At 62.2% G+C, this 18,145-nt stretch carries 17 protein-coding genes and 2 pseudogenes; 6 read left to right on the forward strand and 13 right to left on the reverse strand.

Translation table 11 applies throughout. The features are described 5' to 3' along the window. Positions 1-382: 382 nt before the first annotated feature. The 8 genes from A3A5_RS0108185 to A3A5_RS0108220 form a co-directional block, all read right to left on the reverse strand. Positions 383-2,857: a DEAD/DEAH box helicase gene (locus A3A5_RS0108185; RefSeq protein ID WP_018310114.1), complete on the reverse strand. Its 2,475-nt coding sequence runs from the start codon at positions 2,855-2,857 to the stop codon at positions 383-385. 305 nt (positions 2,858-3,162) lie between these two features. Further along, positions 3,163-4,557 carry a hypothetical protein gene (locus A3A5_RS0108190; RefSeq protein WP_018310115.1) on the reverse strand — a complete coding sequence of 465 codons (1,395 nt, stop codon included), beginning with the start codon at positions 4,555-4,557 and terminating at the stop codon, positions 3,163-3,165. 90 nt (positions 4,558-4,647) lie between these two features. Continuing rightward, complete coding sequence (locus tag A3A5_RS0108195) at positions 4,648-4,974, reverse strand: hypothetical protein (protein WP_018310116.1); 327 nt, start codon at positions 4,972-4,974, stop codon at positions 4,648-4,650. A 486-nt stretch (positions 4,975-5,460) separates the two neighbouring features. After that, a complete protein-coding gene (locus tag A3A5_RS0108200) occupies positions 5,461-5,784 on the reverse strand; it encodes a hypothetical protein (RefSeq protein ID WP_018310117.1) in 324 nt (107 codons plus the stop codon). 423 nt (positions 5,785-6,207) lie between these two features. After that, positions 6,208-6,783, reverse strand: a complete 576-nt coding sequence (locus A3A5_RS0108210) for a hypothetical protein (protein ID WP_018310119.1) — start codon at positions 6,781-6,783, stop codon at positions 6,208-6,210. Between the two features lie 25 nt (positions 6,784-6,808). Further along, positions 6,809-7,597 carry a DNA-processing protein DprA gene (locus A3A5_RS40985; protein ID WP_157637159.1) on the reverse strand — a complete coding sequence of 263 codons (789 nt, stop codon included), beginning with the start codon at positions 7,595-7,597 and terminating at the stop codon, positions 6,809-6,811. A gap of 167 nt (positions 7,598-7,764) precedes the next feature. Next, complete coding sequence (locus A3A5_RS0108215) at positions 7,765-8,331, reverse strand: ComF family protein (RefSeq protein WP_018310120.1); 567 nt, start codon at positions 8,329-8,331, stop codon at positions 7,765-7,767. A 694-nt stretch (positions 8,332-9,025) separates the two neighbouring features. Then, the gene (locus tag A3A5_RS0108220) at positions 9,026-9,433 is read right to left on the reverse strand and encodes a diguanylate cyclase (protein WP_081623833.1); all 408 of its coding nucleotides are present in this window, start codon (positions 9,431-9,433) and stop codon (positions 9,026-9,028) included. Positions 9,434-9,697: 264 nt separating this feature from the next. On the opposite strand from A3A5_RS0108220, the pseudogene A3A5_RS45595 reads away from it, so the two are divergent. The 3 genes and pseudogenes from A3A5_RS45595 to arfB form a co-directional block, all read left to right on the forward strand. Then, a pseudogene (locus tag A3A5_RS45595) lies at positions 9,698-9,871 on the forward strand (MipA/OmpV family protein); the annotation flags it as partial. A 100-nt stretch (positions 9,872-9,971) separates the two neighbouring features. Then, complete coding sequence (locus A3A5_RS44530) at positions 9,972-10,352, forward strand: MipA/OmpV family protein (RefSeq protein WP_018310121.1); 381 nt, start codon at positions 9,972-9,974, stop codon at positions 10,350-10,352. 28 nt (positions 10,353-10,380) lie between these two features. After that, positions 10,381-10,785: an alternative ribosome rescue aminoacyl-tRNA hydrolase ArfB gene (gene arfB, locus A3A5_RS0108230; protein ID WP_018310122.1), complete on the forward strand. Its 405-nt coding sequence runs from the start codon at positions 10,381-10,383 to the stop codon at positions 10,783-10,785. Positions 10,786-10,801: 16 nt separating this feature from the next. On the opposite strand, the gene htpX is transcribed toward arfB, so the two are convergent. After that, positions 10,802-11,680 carry a protease HtpX gene (htpX, locus tag A3A5_RS0108235; protein WP_026200575.1) on the reverse strand — a complete coding sequence of 293 codons (879 nt, stop codon included), beginning with the start codon at positions 11,678-11,680 and terminating at the stop codon, positions 10,802-10,804. Between the two features lie 125 nt (positions 11,681-11,805). Further along, positions 11,806-12,120 (reverse strand): hypothetical protein, encoded by a 315-nt coding sequence (locus A3A5_RS0108240; RefSeq protein WP_018310124.1) that lies wholly within the window; start codon positions 12,118-12,120, stop codon positions 11,806-11,808. A gap of 233 nt (positions 12,121-12,353) precedes the next feature. Between A3A5_RS0108240 and A3A5_RS0108245 the strand changes: the two genes are divergently transcribed. The 3 genes from A3A5_RS0108245 to A3A5_RS0108260 all read left to right on the forward strand — a co-directional run bounded on the left by A3A5_RS0108245 (position 12,354) and on the right by A3A5_RS0108260 (position 14,458). Continuing rightward, on the forward strand, positions 12,354-12,809 hold the full coding sequence (locus A3A5_RS0108245) for a Cd(II)/Pb(II)-responsive transcriptional regulator (protein WP_018310125.1): 456 nt from the start codon (positions 12,354-12,356) through the stop codon (positions 12,807-12,809). A 535-nt stretch (positions 12,810-13,344) separates the two neighbouring features. Continuing rightward, entirely contained in the window at positions 13,345-13,764 is a 420-nt protein-coding gene (gene rnk, locus A3A5_RS0108255; RefSeq protein ID WP_018310127.1) for a nucleoside diphosphate kinase regulator, read from the forward strand. 280 nt (positions 13,765-14,044) lie between these two features. Beyond that, the gene (locus A3A5_RS0108260) at positions 14,045-14,458 is read left to right on the forward strand and encodes a hypothetical protein (protein ID WP_013958352.1); all 414 of its coding nucleotides are present in this window, start codon (positions 14,045-14,047) and stop codon (positions 14,456-14,458) included. A 158-nt stretch (positions 14,459-14,616) separates the two neighbouring features. Here A3A5_RS0108260 and A3A5_RS45600 read toward each other — a convergent pair. From A3A5_RS45600 to pyk, 3 genes and pseudogenes are all read right to left on the reverse strand, one after another. Next, positions 14,617-15,181, reverse strand: a pseudogene (locus A3A5_RS45600) (efflux RND transporter permease subunit); the annotation flags it as partial. Between the two features lie 340 nt (positions 15,182-15,521). Beyond that, a complete protein-coding gene (locus tag A3A5_RS0108270; protein ID WP_018310128.1) occupies positions 15,522-16,388 on the reverse strand; it encodes a neutral zinc metallopeptidase in 867 nt (288 codons plus the stop codon). A gap of 247 nt (positions 16,389-16,635) precedes the next feature. Further along, complete coding sequence (gene pyk / locus A3A5_RS0108275; RefSeq protein WP_018310129.1) at positions 16,636-18,099, reverse strand: pyruvate kinase; 1,464 nt, start codon at positions 18,097-18,099, stop codon at positions 16,636-16,638. Between the last annotated feature and the right edge of the window lie 46 nt (positions 18,100-18,145).

The following is an 18,145-nucleotide window of genomic DNA, read 5'->3' on the forward strand; positions in this document are numbered from 1 at the left end:
TTCCTCAAACAGTTCTTTTGCTGGGCACCCAGGCTGCCATCAAGACCTCTCGAAAGGGCCATCTGCGGATGGCTCGACCATTGATGGCGCGCACCAGTGTCCGCTTAGCGGCGCACCTTCCTGACAGACCGCTTTTGGCCGACCTCAGGCGGCCGAGGAAGGGCGCCGGTCGGCGCTACCCGACCCATTGCGGGCGTTCGGGCGTAGCTGCGCTGTAGCCGCTCCGCAGCGAAAGCGGAATTTGCCGAGAGCCAGAGCGCATGCGAAAGGTAAAGCGGCGGCGCTTGTAAGCCCGCCGGCGCGATACACCGAAGCGCATTCCGAAGCGACCTTAAACCATCGCAGCTTCCCGGGGCCGAACAAGGGGCCAAGGTGCCGTACGTCACTTGGCGCCCTGTGCCACCGTGCACAACGCCTCGATCTCCTCTGCGGAAAGTTTGTGATGCGTCAGTTGCTTCTGAACTGCCTTCGCGTCAGCGTACCCGCCATCGCTGGCCAACGAGACCGAATATGCCTGAATCGCATCGCGCATCCTGTTGAGGCCCCGTCCGTTGACGATTCGGATTTCGGGATGGGGCGATGCGGCCTGTTCAAAGACGGTCTTGGGGTGCACCAAGATGGGCGTCCTCGTGCAGGTGTGGCCGTACTTTTGATCAAACCAGACAATGGAGCCGTTCAACTGGTTCGTATCATGCTTGGAGATGCGATCGGCCAGTACGGCTCCGCTTTTGCACTCGATCACGAAATACCGTGAGTTGCCGAGGGCCCAAAGGTTGTCCGGTCCTCGGCCCACCTGGTCTTCTGGCCTCTCGGACCCGAAACCGAGAAACAATCCCAGTTCCTTCATGGCAGCCTCAAACCGCTTCGACCCTTCTTCACCCCACTGCAGATCCTCCAGCAATGCGTTGACCCAGATGATGAGGTCGTTACCTTCGAGAAAGCGCGTCATGAACTGGACGGCCGCCGCCGCCTGTCCGCTGGGTGGTGCGCTGAGACGGTGATAAGTCGCTCCTGCCAATGGCTTAAGCAGCCGATGGTTGTCGCTCACCGCAGCCAGTTGCAGTTCCTGCGCCTGTGCAGGGTCGGTGAAGTTCGTGTACTCCGCTAACTGCTGTTTCAGGTAGCCCTTAACCTGGCGCTCGCTCGTTGCGTTCACCGCTGCCTGAGCCTTGTTCGTGGCGATGTCGTGTCGCGACACGCGTGCCGCGTCGAAGGCCTCCCGCAACAGCACCTGATTAGCGTCAATGTGCCCGTCTTCGATGGGCGGCGCGTTCACAACCGCATTACGGCCAGCCTGCACCCAGTTGTCGTCCTGTTCCAGGCACAGGTCCATGATCTCTTTGAGCTTCTTGAGCGATTGCCCACGCAACTGCTCCGCCACACTCTTGCCGAGGGCGATCTGAGCGCGAGTGGCGGAAGAGAACATCGCTTCGGCCTCTGGTTGATGGAGTCGTTGCGTCAGCCTGCCACCAAGCAACAGTACGACACAATGATCGTCGCTGGAGCGCACACCACGACCCATTCCCTGTTCGATTCTCTGGACCTGGCGCACAAGCTGGCGTTTGGTCCCGTCCAGCAGCAACATCTCGAGCCGCTCGCCGAGTCCGTATACTTCCGGCAAGCCATCAATGACGAGCAACTCGCAGGCCTCTCCTGGCAGATCGATGCCGTCGTATTTGTTGATCAGCACGGTCAAACCTAGGATGTCGTCCTTGAGACGCTGCACACCCGCTTGAATGTTGTCCTTGTCGAGAGTTTGATGCGCGACGTCCTTCCAGAATTTCGCGCGCTCTTTAGAGGGGACGATGACAACGACGTTAAGGTCCTCCGCGATCGCCGACACAAATTCGCGGATCTCCTCCATCTTGAAGTCCGGATTGATCTCCTGCGGGGCAAGGATCATTCGGTCTCCGATGTCGCCGCCTCCTTTGGGTCGGATCGGCTTGACGACCTCGTCCGCCACGGCCCCGAAGTGGCTCACAAGGATCGTGTCGTCCGCCAAGGTGGCCGTCATGTAAATCCGCCTCTGGGCAGTGGCGAAGGACGGAATGCGATCGATCGGGACGAAATGTGGTGAGATTTCTAGTTTGCCACCGCCAAACAGGCAGGTGCAAAGCGGGATGCAATCGCTCAGCAAGGGCCAACTCCACTCCAGCTCCGCAGAAGCCCGTTGGGCATGCAGCAGCGCGATGACTTCCTTTTGACGGGACTGCCAAGCCCAGTAGGACACCACCATCACGATGCTGGGGTCCAGGGCCTTCACGTCGAGCAGACCGGTCGGTGACTGATGCTCCAGGTCGTTCTCAAAGAGTTTGAGCAGTCCGTCGTACACCGGCGTGCCGGCGCCTGCCTTAATCGAGAACTGGTCGTGAACGACGCCGAGGCATGCATGCGCGTCGTCGACGACAACGCAGCCGATCGGGATTTTCTTCTGCCCGACCCCGAAAACCGATCGTGCGTTAAAGAGCTTCCACACGTTGGCAACAAGGATGGCTCGACCTGCAAGGAAGTCGGGGTCCTTCTCGTCTTCTGTAGCGGAAATGCCGAGCGCCGTCGCCTCCTGTAGTACCTGATTGACAAGGAAGTTGTCGGGCGTGATATATACGGCGGGCTTGACGTTTTCGTTAAGCGCGCTCTGCAAGCACAGCAGGCCCACCACGGTCTTGCCGCCGCCGGTATTCATCTTAAGCGTCAGGTCTTTGGCCTTCCGCCGCGCATACCAAGCGTCTAGTACGTCCGCCTGCTCATCCAGCGGCCGCTTGAATCGGGCGTCTCGCTTGAGCGTGGTAAAGATTTTGCGCGGATCGGTCTGCTTGGCGCCGGTACCAGCGTTCAGTTTGCCAAAGTCTAGGCTCATGTGACAATCCCTCGTTAGGTTTGGGCTTATGAATCTATTATGTCATGCTGCACTCATTCATCAGTCTCCGACCGTTGGCTAGTCAAAAAGCAACGTCGTCTTCCACCCGAAAGGGTCATTGGTAGAGCGGTAGCAAAATGACTGCACTGGCATTGTGAAAGCCGACATCGACTCGGTATGGTTGGTTGGAATGTCGTGGCCAAATTTCGCAGTGGCGGCAAACTTCTTGAGCGCTCCGTGGTCTTAAGGTGCCGGAAGCGGATTAACGGGCAGCATGATCTGAAAAAGTCTGAACCAGGAAGTTGTCAGTCATCAGTGCCCCAAATTTTCGGGTTCTTCTCCAGCGAGCAGTGGAGGTTGGATAGCTTCCCTGCTGTCCAGCGCTTGAACACACGGAACAGAAGCATCTGAAGATGGCGTCGCTTGTCGTCCATCGCTCTTGCATAGGCGCCGATGCGATCGCTTCGCAGCTCCCACCCCTCATTGGAAAATGCCATCTGTCCATACATTGACTTGACCAACTCCATAGCATGCGGCTTCAGAAAACCTGAACGCCCCGGCGTTCCCCGACCAGGGAAGCTGGCGTAGTTGTCTTCATTCGGGAGTTCGCTAGGTACGTAAGTCTTGGTCTGGAACAGTCCTGCCAACGCAAGCGCAAACAGAAACGTATCGTTCAGGGTCAGTTTGCCATCAGGGAGTGCGTGCCGGAAGGGGATTCCACGAGTATGCAGGTACTGGTCTTGGATTACATGAGCCGCTCGCACAGTCGCTTCGAGATCAGTGCCCGACAAGCGGCGCGACATCCCCTCGATGCCTGCGAACGCTCCGTTGGCGCCGAACAGCAGTGTCAGCGCATACTCGATCTGTTCAACAGAGTTAAACTGCGGAATGTCAAGCGTGCCAATCTTGTTCAACGCACCAATCAGCGTGGCGTTCACTTCGGCTGCCTTGGTGGCCAAGGCACCGATGCGGGCGCTTTCCAGCAGGACTCGATTGGCCGCCAAATTGCATAGCACTCGAGCGACCAGATTGTCCTCGAGGACTTCTTCATCCGGGCCATTCGCCAGGCTCTCAAGCTTTTCATAGACGCGGTGGGATGCCTCCTGCGCGATGCTCTGGATGAAATTGATTGGAGTAGGGACCGCCAAGGCGTTGTCCAGATCGAGGTGACTTCTCACCTCTTGCTCAACGATGCCGTACGTCAAGTAGAAGGCCTGTTCCACCTTCTCGATGCTGCGCGTCAGCGCGACATCCTCAAGGACAGGATAGCTCGCCGGGCCGTTACTCCACGTGAACATAGGGGTGAAGCGTGACGGTACCGAGGGGAGTTTGCTCCTGAGGCTATCGATCAATAGCTTACGGTTCTCAACCGCAGACACCTTCTCAGAGTCAGGCACTTTCATCTGGTCTAGGATGAGATGACGCAGAGATGCGGAGCGGGTAGGAGTCACCCCGAACAATTCCCCTTCTTTAGTCCAGCATTCGACTGGCAGGCTCGCCAGGGTTTGGCCGAGCCATTCTCTGGATGATCTCCCATGCAGCGTTACTGCTTCCATGGCGTCCGCGATGTCAGCCGCTTGTGTCGGGTCCACCTTGATTGCCTGCGACACCTCCTCTTCCGTCGCAGTCAGAATTGACGCAAGCTTGGCCCTGACACTCTTGGCGCTCTCGCGGTCCAGTTCGACGTTCTGAAGTTTCATTTTGGCGGTCCAGTTGTGCTTAAAAAAATACACTTCAATTCGTGTAGCAGGGCGCTTTACAGCGCCCCGCTGCGAACGATGTTAGGTTGGTTACGACGACGAGGCGGGGTTGAGCGCCGCCAGTGAGGTGTTCGAGCGTTCTGTAACTTCTGCACGAGCTCGCTTGTCGAGCGTCTTTCGCGCCGCGCGGTTGACCATTTCGCCTCGCGTGAGGCGCTGGGTGTGGCTAATTTCATCTGCGGCCATGCGAACGGCCTCTGCTTGCGTCGTGGCTGCTCCAGACTTCAGGAACTCCTGTGCCACAGCATTCGCGTGCGCGATTTCACCGTGGATGTTGATGGAGCGTACCGCGTGATAGTGATCATCAGCGGCTGTCATCATGGAGCGATAGGGTGCCGGCAGGGTCTTGCGAGGCATAATCTCAGTCCTGTGGTTGTGGAGACGCCACTATCTCCAACCTTTTATTGCAGGTCGAGTCGAGTTCCCGGAAGTGACGCTGTTCCGTCAGGCAGGTAGGCATTAGGACGTCGTTCGCACGAATTAGTGGAACATCGCACGCGATAGGTTCTGGACTGCGGGTTTTGGCTGTTGCGAAGCCACTGGCGGGTGTCGCCTAGTGTTGTTTGGAAGGGTACTTCGGGCCTTGGCTTTCTGATGAAGCGATCAGCCGGATGAGCGCTCCTCAGGCTGAACCAGACATTGGGACCGGCAAGGCCGACGTCTGCTCCTGGCCCGACAACCGCCGTAGCAAGGTCCAGGCGTCGGCCAACATGGTTGCGGCTATGATCACTGTCCGCGGCGAGATGACAGAGGCAACTGCGACGCAGGCTGGGATTTCCCCTCTCGGGCTCTCTCACTTGACTCCTGCATTGCGGAGCGAGGTAAGAAGGGGGCGGGACGACTCTAGTCGTCGTCTTCCTCCACGTCTACCTGATGACCGTTTTGCTTGCCCTTCACCTTATCCTTGACGTGCTTCGGCTTTCCCTTTGAATCGACTTCGAACGTACGGTCGTCTTCAGCCGTCTGAGCGTTGTTGTTATCAAAATCGGTTTCCGAAAAGGTCGCGAGCACGCTGTCAGACGTATCGGCAGCGATGCTGAAGGAAATCTGGACCGTGCCGATCTGAGTTGTCATGCTGCTGTCGGAAAACAGCTTGCCAATCACGAGAACACCGCCGTCGCCCGGCTTCACCGAAGCTGGAATGGTGTAAGGGGGGAAATCGACCACTGGGCCGCCGCGGTCCAATATCTTGTGGAAAGATATCTATTCTGTGATAATTTTGTCAGTTAGCCTGCTTAGGCTAGTGGTCAGCATCCAGGGTTCGATTCCCTACTGGCTCATCCTGCCCTTAGTCCTACTTGTGTTGTTGGTTGCTTTGCTGAAAAACCATTTACTAGCTACACGTCAGGCGCAGACTCAGAGCGTCAAGGAGGATAAAACTATGGGAAAGAAAGTACTTCACAGTGCCGATATTGCAGTTCTTGAGGTAACTCAGGATCTAGGGGTGGGAGTGGTAGCAGGTGTAGTGCTGGCCTAAGCAGGTTAATGTGATCGCAGCGCTGTGAAAGCAAGGGTGTCCGGCCTCAATACGATGGGGTCTAGCAGCGCTTGAGTGCCAGATGTTTGCCGTGCAAAGCTAAATCTGCGGCGTTACGCACCGTGCTTTTCAAGCCATTCGATCATGGCCTGATCAAAGGCCTTGCCGTACGGGGTGGAGGCGTTGTGGAACATCGCGCTCGCAAACTCGGCAAAATCCTCGAGTACATCTAGGGGATTTGTGCTTGGTTGAATATTGGAGTCCTTTACCTTTGCCTGTCTCATAGCGGCAAAGATCTCCTGAGACAAAAAGACACCGGCGTCGTCTTCCGTCACTCCGGCGGAAAGGTTATGGGCCAAGCGGTTGCGTATCCGGTTCAAATGTCGGACTCCGCCCACGATCATGTCGATGGTGCCCGCGTCGGATTTCAGTAGCTCCACTTTTTGTGCAAAGCTGAGCCGCGCACTGTCAATTTCTCCGAGATTGGGATTAGCCGTCTGAAGGTGTTCAGTTAGGTAATGCTCGACGTGAAGATGCGCGCGCAGAATTCGACCAATGGTATCGGTATCTTGATCCCAACGCTTCTTCATTGCTTCGAACTCGGCCTCCATCGATGTGATTGCTGCCTCGCGTCCGCCCATGATCTCCAGAGTTCGTGACGCGACATATTTGAACTGCTCCGTATCCATAGCACTGTCCCATGCTTGCCGTTCGTTACCGTGATATCGGCTGAGAAGCCCCAAATGACTCGCGATGCGGGTAGATTTCTGACCGCTTCACCTCAAGCGTGTTAAGAGCTGACTCATAGTCCTCTTTAGAGCGAAGCGGTGTCGCCCCCCGTTTATTGATCAAGATCCGGGGGCCTTTTGAGACCAGTCCGAGTGAATCTGCCCGCTCGGGCAGAACTGCAAAAAGCTGCCGATGGTTTTTTAGGCAGAACTCGGCCTGGGTCATCGTTCCGCTTCGCTCCTCTCCCTCCACGATGACCGAACCTGCAGACAACCCAATCTGAATGCGGTTTCTGAGCACGAATTGCTCGGGCCGGGCAGCGACGCCAACAGGATATTCAGACGCCCAGGCCCCACCTTTCTCAAGGATTTCTGCGCCCAGTTTCGCGTTTGCCTTTGGGCTGGCGTGCTCAAGGCCATGCGCCAAGACCGCAATCGTCGGACCGTCTCCGGCCAGTGCACCGGCATGAGCCGCTGCGTCTATGCCGAGCGCGAGGCCACTCACCACAGTCCAGTTTTTTTCGGCAAAATAGCGCGCGATTCGCTTGGCAATAATTGTGCCGGCGCTTGACGCCTTTCGTGTTCCTACGACTGACACGCCGGGAGGGCTCGACAGAAGCTTCCTATTGCCTTTGATGTAGAGAACCGGCGGAGGCTCGTCTATGGAACGAAGGTAGCTAGGATACTCGGCCGATCCGATGAAGACCGGATGTATGTCTTTTAGCGCGGTCTCCGATATGACCGCCCATGCTGAACGGACCTCGTCCTCAGACACGGGAGGTAGGCTTGGCCAAGCAGAGCGGTACCATGCTATGTAGTCATTCGGGCTTTCCAGCTCTCCGAGCGGCATTTCCAAAACCACTTTCGAAGTAACTGAGGTCGAGAGCCGCGCAGCCCGCAACAGGCTGAGGGAGAACGCACAAGCGAGGGCGTGGCTATTGTTCATACAGTACGAGCGATGGCAAGGGGCATCACTAGGGCGGTTCCGCTCGTGTCCAGGAGCTGGCTACACGCATTAAAGGAATTTCCGGTCGTGGCGACATCATCAAGCAGCAAGACGGTCTTTTTCGCGATTCGGGCCTGATTCCGAACTGCAATGGACTGACGATGCACATCGATGTTTCGTGCGCCACCCTTCGCTAGCTTCTGGATTGCCTGCACGCGCTCAAGCGTTGTCATCGAGTCAACGAAGTTCCTATTTCGCCGGCAAAGGTAGTCTCCGATCTTAAGCAAGCCTGGACTCCATTGTCCTCTCGAAGATGAGGGTACAAGAACGATATGCACCTGGAGGTCGAGGGGCGGAATGTTGTGCGCCTTCAGCATCACTTCCAATCGCTGTGCGAAGTCGACCACCGCCTTGGCGTGTCCCTTCTCGGTCTCCTTCTTGAGGTCCAAGATTTGACCGCATTCGCGGGTGAAGTTCGGATTCAGGATTCGATTGCCATATTCGTCCTGCGTCCAGTACGTGTGGTAATCGATCAGATGGTTGATTGGTTGGATGAAACCCATCGCCTATTTGCCTCTGCCGCTTCTCGGGGCGGTCATGAATTTACCCAAGGGGAGAAAATCGACCCTCCCGTCCTTTACATGTGATTCGTATGTTGCATGACGGGGCCTGAAGGGCGCAAGTAAATTTCCGCGGTACTTCGGAGGGGTAAAGACGATTTAAAGTGAGCACACACTACTGAGCGAAGCGAAGATTTTTTGCGACTTGGGTTGACCTTGGCATCGGGCGACCACCACCACGTGGGCTGGCTTCTGCTCGTACGCAATGATCATTCATTGCTGTCGAACTGGCCTCTGATTCGGAGCCGGCCGCGCCTAACGTATTCCATTGAAAGACCGGGCATCTGAGCGGTTACAGTCCGGCTCCGGAGGGCGCTTGGGGTGACGCTCGTGCTGGACGGAATCAATCACGCTGAGCAGGCGTCAATTGGACCGGCCCCTCGTTGGACAGTCTTCGAACTGAGCAGCCTTCAGATGGGGGGAACTCACCCAAGCTTCGCGGCCGCCTCCTACACGGATGGCTTTGCTGATAGAACCGAAGAGTTTTTTCTAAAGTGACGCGAGGCATCCATGATTACAACTCAGCAAACGATAGCATCTGCGTTGTAGGCGCATGATATGTAATCATTCCTTATACATGCGCCTAGGTGAGCGAACTGAGTCTCTAGCCACATTTTTGGCCAAGGCATTTCTCACACTATGAACGCGCCTTGCGGGGTGGCCAAAGCACGATTTCCTCCCAGTGCCCAGCCACGTCCTGCATGGCGCGCCAAATTTCTTCCCGACTTGTAGTGCGATGGTGCTTGTGCTGGCCCTGAAGCAAGTGCATGCACCGGCTGTCAGTTCGTGCCGGCGGGCTCCGACACGCGATCATCGCTGGCCCACGCGTGCCGCCACTGTCGATGGCGCGCACGGTCGCGCGCACCACGTCGGCCAGCTTCCTCAGCACGCGGTCGCCGCTGGCGTGGCCCCGGTTGTCGTTGATGCGCTTGAAGCGGTCGATATCGATCATCAGCATCGACATCGGCGTCTTGTCGCGCAGGCAGTGCTCGTATTCGATGCCGAAGCGCGCCTCGAACTCGCGGCAGTTGGTCAGGCCGGTCAGCCCAGCGGGCGCGGCTTAAATCACCAGCTGAAAACTTTTAGCACGCACCTCGCCGGGAGGCGCTCCAGTGCTGATAAATTCACCCGATCCACGCAATCTCACGCGGCGGGCCGTGTGCGCGCTCCCGGAAACCTCATGGCATTGTCGCTCGCTGGCGCGGCAACCGCTGTACCCGCCGCACCGCTGAGCCTGCCGGGTTCGCTTCCCAATATGGCCGGGCTTGGCATCGGCTCCACCACCGAGTTTGCCGGCGGCAAGGACCGCATGATCGGCGTGGTGCCGGGCCTGCGCTATGTCACGCCGGGTGGCCGGCTGCTGGAATGGTACGGTCCCTATGCGCAGTTCAACTTTGGCGGGCTTACCGGTTTCCAGTGGGGACCGGCAGTCGGGTTGCGCCTGGGCCGCAATAACCTGGACGATCCGGTGGTCTCGCGCATGCACGAGATCGACACCACGGTCGAGGCTGGCGGCTTCATCGGCTATGAATACCTGAACCAGGGCCGCGTCCCCTGGCGGTTGCGCGGCGGCTGTCAACGTGATGACCAATGCCGGCATCGTCTATGGCGGCACGCATATCGCTGCAACGGGTTCGCTGTGGGTGCCGCTGCACCCGCGGGTCTATGCGGGAGTCGGACTGGGCGCGACCTGGGTCAGCGGCAGTTTCAACCGCACCTATTTCGGCGTCACCCCGTCGGATTCGGCGGCCAGCGGCCTGCCAGGCTATAACCCGGGCGGGGGCCTGGAACAGTTCACCGGCTGGCTGGCGTTGATCTACCAGTTTGACAAGCACTGGTATGGGGGTGCAATGGTGTACGGCCAGCGCCTGACCAGCGATGCCGCCGACAGTCCCATCGTGACCCAGCGCGGCACGCGCAACCAGGTCACTTACGGGGTCGGCATCGGCTATGCGTGGCGGTAGTGCCACCGGCGCTTGCTATGATCCCGCCATGACCGACGACCTAGTCATCCCCCATCACGAATACCTGATCACTGCGATCCGGGCGCAGGGTGCGGGCGGCCAGAACATCAACAAGGTGTCAAATGCCGTGCACCTGCGCTATGACGTGCATGCCTCCTCGCTCGCGCCCGACCACAAGGAGCGCCTGCTGGCGCTGCACGACCACCGCATCACGCGCGACGGCGTGGTGGTGATCAAGGCGCAGCAGTTCCGCAGCCTCGACCAGAACCGCGACGAAGCGGTGCGGCGGCTGCACGAACTGGTGCGCAGCGTGGCCACGCCGCCGCGCGTGCGCCGGCCCACGCGGCCGACCCTGGCCTCGCGCCGGCGCCGGCTGGACAGCAAGAGCCAGCGCGGCCAGGTCAAGTCGCTGCGCGGCCGGGTGTTCGAATAGCGTCTGGTATCAGCGATCAGCGCGCCGACTGCAGCGCGGCAATGCGCTGCTCGATCGGCGGGTGGCTGGAGAACAGCGCCATCCACGACTTGCCGCCGGCAATGCCCATTGCCTGCATGTTCTGCGGCAGTCCATCCGGCTCCAGGCCGCCCAGGCGGCGCAATGCCGCCACCATCGGCACGGGCGTGCCCATCATGCCGGCCGCGCCCGCATCGGCACGGAACTCGCGGCGGCGCGAGAACCAGGCCACGATGATGCTGGCCAGGATGCCGAACACAAGCTCGCAGACGATCACCGTGACCATGTAGCCAATGCCCGGGCCGCTCGATTCCTCGTCGTTCTTGCGCAGCATCGAATCGACGAAGTAGCCGACCACGCGCGCCAGGAAGATCACGAAGGTGTTGACCACGCCCTGGATCAGCGTCAGCGTGACCATGTCGCCGTTGGCCACGTGTGCGACCTCGTGCGCCAGCACGGCCTCCACTTCTTCATGGGACATCGATTGCAGCAGGCCGGTGGAGACCGCTACCAGCGAGCTGTTCCTGGTCGCGCCGGTGGCGAAGGCATTGGGTTCGCCATCGTAGATGGCAACTTCCGGCATCGGCAGGCCGGCACGCTGCGCCAGATTTTCAACGGTCTGCACCAGCCACAGCTCGGTGCTGGTGCTGGGATGCGTGATGACCTGCGCGCCGGTCGACCACTTGGCGATGGTCTTGGACATCAGCAGCGAAATAAATGCGCCACCGAAGCCCATCAGGGCGGCGAATGCCAGCAGCGTGCCCAGGTTCAGGCCGTTGGCGGTCAGGAAGCGGTTCACCCCCAGCACGCTGGCGGTGATGCTGAGGACAAGCATGACGGCGAGGTTGGTCGCCAGGAAAAGCAATACGCGTTTCATGTGTGTATGGAGCAGTGGTGTGTCGGGCGGTACAGCCAGGATGCGGACGGGCCGCGGACGCGCGCCGCACGCTCAGGCGCGGCACGCAGGAACAGGCGGGCGCGGCCACGCCGCGCCCGTGGGACTCAGGCGCTCGGCGGACGCGGCAGCCGTGGCAGGTCGGGCTCGGGCAGCGGGGCGCCGGCATAGCGCGGCGGTCCGGCGCGGCCGCCCCAGGCGGCCAGGCGCAAGGGAGATGCCGGCAGCAGCTGCTCGGCAAGGTCGGCGCCGGGCTGCCACTGCGGCTCCGCGGCTTCGGAAGCGGGCGACGGCTCGCCCGCTGCGGCAGCGTCATCGTTACCGATGTCGGCCGCAGGCGCGGCCGACACTTCGCCGGTGGCCACCACGGCGTGCGCGAACGCTGCCGCCCAGCCCGGCAGGGGCAGGAAGGCCAGCATCATGACCAGCAGGAGTAGCCGGAGGGAGCGCACGAAGGGGGATGGCTTATGGGTAGATGTGGAAGGAATTCTACAGGATGCGGCATGGCGCAGGCGCCGCCCGCAGGGCCCGTCGCACGCCGGCGTCACTCACTCTGGGTGTGCTGCTTCCGTCATTCCTGCAAGACCTGCCGGGCTGGCCTACACTATTGCTAACCCTGTAGTCATTACAGGGTACAAAGCGAGGACCAGGCACCATGCGCATCGGCGAACTCTCCCATAGCAGCGGCTGCGATGTCGAGACCATCCGCTATTACGAACGCGAAGGCCTGCTCGACGCGCCGCGGCGCGAGGCCAACGGCTATCGCTGCTATGACGACGGCCACCTGGTCCAGCTGAATTTCGTGCGCCACTGCCGCTCGCTCGGCATGGGCCTGTCGGATGTGCGGCGGCTGCGTGAGTTCGAGCGCAATCCGTCGCAGGACTGCGATGACATCAATACGCTGCTGGACCGCCAGATTGCGCAGATCCACGCGCAGCGGGTGGCGCTGGAGGCGCTGGAAGGGCAGTTGCGCGCGCTGCGCGAGACCTGCCACCACCACCAGCCCGCCAGTGAGTGCGGCATCCTGCAGAATCTGCAGCAGGCCGCCGCCGGCGCGGCCTGCGAATGCCATGCGGGCGCGCACGAGGCCGGGCATGCTGCCGACGGGTGACGCGCGCAGTCGCGTCACTATGCTACGATGACTGCTCCCGTGATCGCACCACTGCGGTGCACGGGCGCGGCGGCAGCGCAGCCAGCGAGCGAGGTAGTGAGCAATGACTTACGCGGCTCGCCTGTTCAGAGAACCATCCGCTGCCCCTTATCAAACCTTCTGCATGACCATGACTGATCGCCTGACGCCGATGCCCGATGCGCCTGTCCGCCTGATGCGGACCGGCCGCGCGCACGCGTGTGCGATCGCCACGACCAGCATCCTGCCCCAGCGCGCGATGCGCGTCTCTCCCCGCCGGATCAGCGCACCGCCTGATTCCGCCCGGTTCCCAGCCTGATTCGTCTCCCACCAGCGGGGCCCGGGCCGAACCGGGCCCGAGCCAGCGTTTCCGTTGTTGCCGGCAATCGCCGCAAGGCGTTCGCCGATCCGTTGATGTCCGCGCTGCTGCGCGGCACGCCAGCGGGCAAGACCTGACCGCCGCCGCCTGCCATGCTGGCCGGGCCGCGCCAACCACCTGACTGCCGGAGGACCCGCCATGACGGCCACCAAAACGAATACCGCCACCCTGTACCTGACCGAACTCGACGTGACCCGCCTGGAGCGCATCGCCAGCCGCGCCGGTTCGGCGCAGCTTGAGGACATGCTCGACAACCTGCTGGCGCGCGCCACCATCGTCGCGCCCGAAGAGATCCCGACCGACGTCGTCACCATGAACACGCGCCTGGTCTGCAACCTGCCGGGCGAGCAGGCCCCGCGCAACTGGACGCTGGTGTACCCCGACGCGGCCGACTTTGATGCCGGCCGGCTGTCGGTACTGTCGCCGGTGGGCCAGGCGCTGCTCGGCGCGCGCGCCGGGCAGACCGTCAGCTACCGGCTACCCGACGGCCGCGAGCAGCAGGTGAGTGTCGCCGGGATCGCGTTCCAGCCGGAAGCCAGCGGCCAGTACACGCTTTGAGCCGCATCCTGAGCCGCACCCCAGCCGTCTGAGGCGTGCTGCCGGGGCCACGCAGGCACATCCTGCGCCGGATGTGTCCGGCGATCCATCGACACCATTCGTCGGCAAGCCAGTCGTTTCACGACTCGCAACGCACCATTCGTCGCAGCGGTATTTCTGCTTGCGCGGACTGTGACTAATCTTCAGTCCGTGCTCGCATCGCAACATAGATTGCAGAGCGGCCGGAGTCTCATCCCGGTCCATACAAGAAAGAACGACGAATCAGTTGAAGGAGTCCCAAATGATCGCCAGACGTATCCTTGGCGGCGCGCTCGTGTTCGCGGCTGTCGCTGCGTCCGCTGTGGCGTTGGCTGCCCCCGCTGCCAGCAAGGTTGGCAAGTTTGATGTGTATGCCGATGCGCTGAAGGCCGGCAAGTACGATGTGTATACGGACGGCGCCAAGCAAGGCAAGTTCGATACGTACACGGACGGAGCCCGCACCGGCCGCTTCGACCCGTACTCGGAAGGCTCGCGCCGCGACGGCAAGTTCGACAGCTTCACCGAAGGCTCGCATAGCTTCAGTGGCGAGATCTCCAAGCAAGGCAAGTTCGATACCTTCAGCGAAGGTACGCACACCTTCACCGGTGATATTGCCGATCGTGCGCTCGACAATTCCCGCTCGGGTGACGGTTCGCTGTACGGCTATCGCGTCTGATCCTCGCAGGTCTTCCCAAAGACCTCGTGCGGCCACTGCGGTGGCCGCAAGTTTTCTCTCCCGCCTGCCCGGCTGACCTCCTCCTCCTTCTCTCTTCGCCAGGCAGGCGCTTTTCTCTTCCGTCCGCTCGTGACCGCGTCAGCGCGCAGGCATGCCCCTCATGCTGAAGGCGGCTGCGTGGCTGTCGCGTCGTGTCCTGGTTCTGGCTGCGCGCGCGGCAACCTGCGCGCGATCGCTGCATAGAGCAGCGGCACCGCCAGCGTACCCAGCACCGTCGCACCCAGCATGCCGCCCAGCACGCCGGTGCCGACCGCCTGCTGCGCACCCGCGCCCGGGCCGGTGCTGAGCGCCAGCGGCACCACGCCCAGCACAAAGGCCAGCGAGGTCATCACCACCGGCCGCAGCCGCTGGCGCGCCGCGCGCGTCGAAGCGCTCCAGCGTGACCTCGCCGCGTCCCCATTCCAGCGAGGCGAACGCGGCCAGCGACACCATCGCGCCGTGTGCGTTGCGCACGTGCACGCGCGCGAGCTGGTCCGGCTGCATGCGGAAGGGCGCGTCGGCCTGCAGGATCACGCGCCGCACGCGGCCCTCGCGCGCCACTTCGTCGATATAGCGCGAGCCCAGCGTGGCCGACAGCGTGTGGTGCACGGTATCTGCATCGACACCGAAGGCTTCGGCCTTGCGGTAGTCGATCTTCAGGTCCAGCGCGGGCACCGGCTGGCCGTCAGGATGGCCGGCACCCAGGCAAACGCCGGGCGCTTCAGGAAAAACGACGCCATGTCAGGTCAGGGCTGGCACGGGCGCACGGCAAGTGAAGATCGGCCGTGGCTCCGGTGCGGTTGGAACGGAACGGCTTGGGTGTGGAGACGCCGCAAGGCTAAGCGGCAAGAGGCGGCAAGTCGCGGCAAAGCTGGGCCGATGTTGCCGGCGCGGCCGCGTGTCGGGTCGCCTGTCGGTCAGGGGGCGCGTGGCCCGTCGACCGGGGCCGGCGTGCACCGCGGCGCCGGACAACGCAAGCGTCACATTGCCGGCACCCCTCGGACGTCGGGGGCGGAGCCCTCGGTTACAGGTCGCGCGAGGCGAAGGTATCGCACTTGCGGATATCGCCGGACTCAATGCCGCGGCGCAGCCAGCGCACGCGCTGCTCGCTGGAGCCGTGGGTAAAGGCCTCCGGCACGACATAGCCCTGCGACTGGCGCTGCAGCCGGTCGTCGCCGATCGCGGCGGCGGCCTTCAGGCCTTCTTCGACATCGCCGGGCTCCAGCAACTGCTGGTTGGCGCGCTGCGCGGTGGCGGCCCAGACACCTGCCAGGCAGTCGGCCTGCAGTTCCATACGCACCGACAGCTGGTTGGCCTGCGCCTCGCCCATGCGGCGGCGCGCGCTGTCGACCTTGTCCGATACGCCCAGCAGGTTCTGCACATGGTGGCCGATCTCGTGCGCGATCACATAGGCCTGGGCAAAGTCGCCGCTGGCGCCGAAGCGCTGGCGCAGCTCGTCATAGAAGGCCAGGTCGATATAGACCTTCTGGTCGCCGGGGCAGTAGAACGGTCCCATCGCCGACTGACCGGTGCCGCACGCCGTGGGCGTGGCGCCCGAGAACAGCACCAGCGTGGGGGGCGCATAGCGGCGGTTCAGCTGGGTTTCAAAGATGTGCTGCCAGGTGCGCTCGGTATTGCCCAGCACCTTGCGCGTGAACACCGTCATCTGGTCCGTCGCCGGCGGGCGGTTGGCCTGCTGCTGTTGCTGTGGGCCGGAGCCCTGCAGCACCGACGCGCCCTGCATGATCAGCATCGGGTCGATGCCAAAGAAGTACGACGCCGCCAGCGCGACGATGACCGTGCCGATGCCGATGGTCTTGCCGCCGACACCGCCGAATCCGCCACGGCGGTCTTCAACGTGCTGGCTTTCGGCTTCGTCATCTAGGCGCATGGGGGCTCCGGGGGTAGGGGAATTGCAGGGGGAGGGTGTCGATCAGTATAGCAATCCGGGGTCAGGTGCCGGTTCTGGCCGGGCCCCAGGCCAGACAATCACGCCTGCCAGGCACGCCAAAAAAAACACCACCCACTTACCCTGGAGACGGGCAGCGCAGGCGGTGTGCGGCAAAACAAAGAAACCGGGTTTGCACCCGGTTCCGTCATGACCTGAACGTTCCGGGACGGGAACGCAAGCAGCGCTGTCAGGCCAAGGCAGCCTCACGCGTAGCCGGCGCGGTTGCCACCGCGCTGGCGCCAACTTCAGCCACGCGCAGCAGGTTGGTGGTCCCGCCTTGCCCGAACGGCATCCCCGCGGCGATGGTGATCTGGTCGCCCGGCACGGCATAACCTTCGGCCACCGCCGCGCGCGTGGCGGCTTCGACCATTTCATCCACGCTCTGCACATCCGGGCTCACGGTAGAGTGGACGCCCCAGGCAATTGCCAGGCGGCGCGCGATTTCCAGGTTCGGCGTGATGCTGACGATCGGCGCGCACGGCCGCTCACGCGCGGCGCGCAGCGCGGTGGCGCCCGAGGACGTGTAGGTCACCGTCGCGGCGGCGCCGATGATCTGTGTGACTTCGCGCAGCGCCGCGCAGATTGCATCCTGGCGCGTGTTCAGCGGGGTCTCATGCTGGGCATCGAGCAGGTTGCGGTACAGCGGGTCGCGTTCCACCTCGGTGACGATGCGGTTCATCATCGACACCGCCGGCACCGGGTAGCGGCCGTTGGCCGACTCGGCCGACAGCATCACCGCGTCGGCGCCTTCATAGATGGCGCTGGCCACGTCCGACGCTTCGGCACGGGTCGGCACCGGCGAGTCGATCATCGATTCCAGCATCTGCGTGGCGATCACCACCGGCTTGCCCAGCTGGCGGCACACGCGCAGGATGCGCTTCTGCACGCCGGGCACGCGCTCGGGCGGCAGTTCTACGCCGAGGTCGCCGCGCGCCACCATCACGGAATCGGACACGCGCACGATCTCTTCGAGTTGCTGCAGCGCGGCCGGCTTCTCGATCTTGGACAGGATGCCCGCACGGGTGCCGACGATCTCGCGCGCTTCGACGATGTCGGACGGGCGCTGCACGAACGACAGGCCGATCCAGTCAGCGCCCAGCGACAGCGCGAAGTCCAGGTCCTTGCGGTCCTTCTCGGTCAGCGCGGGGATGGGGATCACGGCGTCGGGCACGTTCACGCCCTTGCGGTCGGACAGCGTGCCGTTGTTGACCACGCGCGTGGTGATGGTGCCGGTGGTCACCGCTTCGATCGACAGGCGTACCTTGCCGTCGTCGATCAGCAGCGACTGGCCCGGCTGCGCGGCGGCGAACAGTTCGGGATGCGGCAGGTAGACGCGGGTGCCGTCGCCCGGGGTGGGATCGCTGTCGAGCACGAACCCATCGCCCGCGCGCACCGCGACCTTGCCGGCGGCGAAGGTGCCGATGCGCAGCTTCGGGCCCTGCAGGTCGGCCAGGATCGCGATCGGGCGGCCGGTCTCTGCCTCGATCTTGCGCACGGCGTCGTAGCGCGCGCGGTGGTCTTCGTGCGTGCCGTGGCTGAAGTTCAGCCGGAACACGTCGGCACCCGCCTCGAACAGTTCGCGGATCACCGCGATGTCGGTGCTTGCGGGTCCAAGCGTGGCAACGATCTTCGCTTTGCGCTGGCGTCTCATGATGTCTCCTCTTCCATTCTCGGACGGCGCGCCACGTGGCGCGCCG

It is taken from the genome of Cupriavidus sp. UYPR2.512, assembly GCF_000379565.1.
Classification (GTDB): Bacteria; Pseudomonadota; Gammaproteobacteria; order Burkholderiales; family Burkholderiaceae; genus Cupriavidus.

Bases quoted from the DNA above. Each gene is read 5' to 3' on its own strand.
- A3A5_RS0108185 (WP_018310114.1), bottom strand. From the start codon at position 2,857: ATGAGCCTAGACTTTGGCAAACTGAACGCTGGTACCGGCGCCAAGCAG.
- A3A5_RS0108215 (WP_018310120.1), bottom strand. From the start codon at position 8,331: ATGGGTTTCATCCAACCAATCAACCATCTGATCGATTACCACACGTAC.
- htpX (WP_026200575.1), bottom strand. From the start codon at position 11,680: ATGAAACGCGTATTGCTTTTCCTGGCGACCAACCTCGCCGTCATGCTT.
- A3A5_RS0108260 (WP_013958352.1), top strand. From the start codon at position 14,045: ATGATCGCCAGACGTATCCTTGGCGGCGCGCTCGTGTTCGCGGCTGTC.
- rnk (WP_018310127.1), top strand. From the start codon at position 13,345: ATGACGGCCACCAAAACGAATACCGCCACCCTGTACCTGACCGAACTC.
- pyk (WP_018310129.1), bottom strand. From the start codon at position 18,099: ATGAGACGCCAGCGCAAAGCGAAGATCGTTGCCACGCTTGGACCCGCA.
- A3A5_RS44530 (WP_018310121.1), top strand. From the start codon at position 9,972: ATGACCAATGCCGGCATCGTCTATGGCGGCACGCATATCGCTGCAACG.
- A3A5_RS0108190 (WP_018310115.1), bottom strand. From the start codon at position 4,557: ATGAAACTTCAGAACGTCGAACTGGACCGCGAGAGCGCCAAGAGTGTC.
- A3A5_RS0108245 (WP_018310125.1), top strand. From the start codon at position 12,354: ATGCGCATCGGCGAACTCTCCCATAGCAGCGGCTGCGATGTCGAGACC.
- A3A5_RS0108240 (WP_018310124.1), bottom strand. From the start codon at position 12,120: ATGATGCTGGCCTTCCTGCCCCTGCCGGGCTGGGCGGCAGCGTTCGCG.
- A3A5_RS0108210 (WP_018310119.1), bottom strand. From the start codon at position 6,783: ATGGATACGGAGCAGTTCAAATATGTCGCGTCACGAACTCTGGAGATC.
- A3A5_RS0108270 (WP_018310128.1), bottom strand. From the start codon at position 16,388: ATGCGCCTAGATGACGAAGCCGAAAGCCAGCACGTTGAAGACCGCCGT.
- A3A5_RS0108195 (WP_018310116.1), bottom strand. From the start codon at position 4,974: ATGCCTCGCAAGACCCTGCCGGCACCCTATCGCTCCATGATGACAGCC.
- arfB (WP_018310122.1), top strand. From the start codon at position 10,381: ATGACCGACGACCTAGTCATCCCCCATCACGAATACCTGATCACTGCG.